The sequence below is a fragment of the Candidatus Andeanibacterium sp. genome, from assembly GCF_057143545.1.
Window position 1 is genome coordinate 1 of record NZ_DBNHSF010000064.1, and the last position, 2113, is coordinate 2113.

The 2113-nt window shown below is 63.3% G+C and carries 3 protein-coding genes; all 3 read left to right on the forward strand.

The window, feature by feature from the left end; genetic code table 11:
• Nucleotides 1–597 (forward strand): tRNA (guanosine(37)-N1)-methyltransferase TrmD (gene trmD, locus AC16XC_RS04280; RefSeq protein WP_484033405.1); only part of this gene is annotated, 597 nt, incomplete at its 5' end.
• 4 nt (nucleotides 598–601) lie between these two features.
• The gene (gene rplS / locus AC16XC_RS04285; protein ID WP_484033407.1) at nucleotides 602–973 is read left to right on the forward strand and encodes a 50S ribosomal protein L19; all 372 of its coding nucleotides are present in this window, start codon (nucleotides 602–604) and stop codon (nucleotides 971–973) included.
• Nucleotides 974–1068: 95 nt separating this feature from the next.
• Entirely contained in the window at nucleotides 1069–2094 is a 1026-nt protein-coding gene (locus AC16XC_RS04290; protein WP_484033406.1) for an aspartate-semialdehyde dehydrogenase, read from the forward strand.
• Nucleotides 2095–2113 lie beyond the last annotated feature (19 nt).

The window sequence follows — 2113 nt, forward strand, 5'->3', positions numbered from 1 at the left end:
CACCGCACGGTCGATGACACGCCGGCCGGGGGCGGGGCGGGAATGGTGCTTAAACCCGATGTGCTGGCAGCGGCGGTCGACCATGCAACAGCCCTGCAGCCGGATTGTCCCGTCCTCGCCATGACGCCGCGCGGCAAGCCGATCACCCAGGCGCGGATTCGCGAGCTCGCAGCCGGCCCCGGCGTCACCATATTGTGCGGCCGGTTCGAGGGCTTCGACGAGCGGATTTTCGAAGCGCGAGAGATCGAGCAGGTCTCGCTCGGGGACATCGTGCTCTCGGGCGGGGAGCCGGCGGCCATCGCGCTATTAGACGCTTGCATTCGCCTGCTTCCCGGCGTAATGGGCGCGCCTTCAAGCGGTACCGAGGAGAGCTTCGAAGAAGGGCTCCTCGAATATCCGCATTATACCCGACCTCAGGAATGGGAAGGGCGCACGATCCCTGAAGTGCTGCGATCGGGGGATCATGCGAAGATCGCGGCGTGGCGCAAGCAACGCTCGATCGAGGACACACGGTTACGCAGGCCGGACCTTTGGGAACGCCACAGGGGCGCTCGGGACCAGCCTGCCTCTGGCGCGCGGCGTGAAGACGAGGACTAGGATCGTGAACCTGATCCAGCAGATCGAGGCGGAAGAAATCGCCAAGTCGGGGAAGGACATTCCCGATTTCCGCGCGGGCGACACCCTGCGCGTGGGTGTGAAAGTTATCGAAGGCACCCGCGAACGTATCCAGAATTTCGAAGGCGTATGCATTGCCCGGTCGAACCGCGGCATGGGCTCCAACTTTACCGTGCGGAAGATTTCGTTCGGCGAGGGTGTCGAGCGCGTCTTCCCGCTCTATTCGCCGATCGTCGATTCGATCACCGTGGTTCGCCGCGGCGTCGTGCGGCGGGCCAAGCTCTATTACCTGCGCGGCCGGACCGGCAAGCGGGCCCGAATTACCGAGCGCAGGGAAACCGCGAGCCAGGAGGGCTGAGCCCTACCGCCGAAACGAGAGAGTTTCACAAAGGCGTCCTGGTTCACTGGCCAGGGCGCCTTTTTCTTTAGCAAATTGGTTTTGAGGGAATTGCGATGGGTTACCGGGTTGTGGTTGTCGGAGCGACGGGGAATGTCGGGCGCGAAATGCTCGCCGTTCTCGCCGAGCGCGATTTTCCGTGCGACGAGATCGCGGCGGTTGCGTCGCCGCGTTCGCAGGGCACCGAGATCGAATTCGGCGACACCGGCAAGATCCTGAAATGCCGGAACATCGAGAATTTCGACTGGTCCGGCTGGGATATCGCGCTGTTTTCGGCGGGCTCGGGACCGGCCAAGGAATATGCGCCCGAGGCGGCGGCGGCGGGTTGCGTGGTGATCGACAATTCGTCGCTCTACCGGATGGACCCTGACGTGCCGCTGATCGTGCCCGAGGTGAACCCGGACGCGATCGACGGCTACACGAAGAAGAACATCATCGCCAATCCCAACTGCTCGACCGCGCAGATGGTGGTTGCGCTCAAGCCGCTGCACGATGCGGCGACAATCAAGCGCGTGGTGGTATCGACCTACCAGTCGACCTCGGGCGCCGGGAAGGCGGGGATGGACGAGCTGTTCGAACAGAGCCGCGCGATCTTCGTCGGCGACCAGGTATCGGTCAACAAATTCACCAAGCAGATCGCCTTCAATGTCATTCCGCATATCGACGTGTTCCTCGAGGACGGGTCGACCAAGGAGGAATGGAAGATGGTGGTCGAAACCAAGAAGATCCTCGACCCGAAGATCAAGGTGACCGCCACCTGCGTGCGGGTGCCGGTGTTTGTCGGCCATTCCGAAGCGATCAACCTCGAATTCGAGAACGAAATCTCGGCCGAGGAAGCGATGGAAATCCTGCGCGAGGCGCCCGGCTGCATGCTGGTCGACAAGCGCGAGGACGGCGGATACGTCACCCCGATCGAATGCGTCGGCGACGGGGCGACCTTCATCAGCCGCGTGCGCGAAGATCCGACGGTCGACAACGGGCTCTCGCTGTGGTGCGTTTCGGACAACCTCCGCAAGGGTGCCGCATTGAACGCGGTGCAGATCGCCGAACTGCTCGGCCGCCGTCACCTCAAGAAGGGCTGAGGGCGGCGCGGGCATGACC

Bases quoted from the DNA above. Each gene is read 5' to 3' on its own strand.
- AC16XC_RS04290 (WP_484033406.1), top strand. From the start codon at position 1,069: ATGGGTTACCGGGTTGTGGTTGTCGGAGCGACGGGGAATGTCGGGCGC.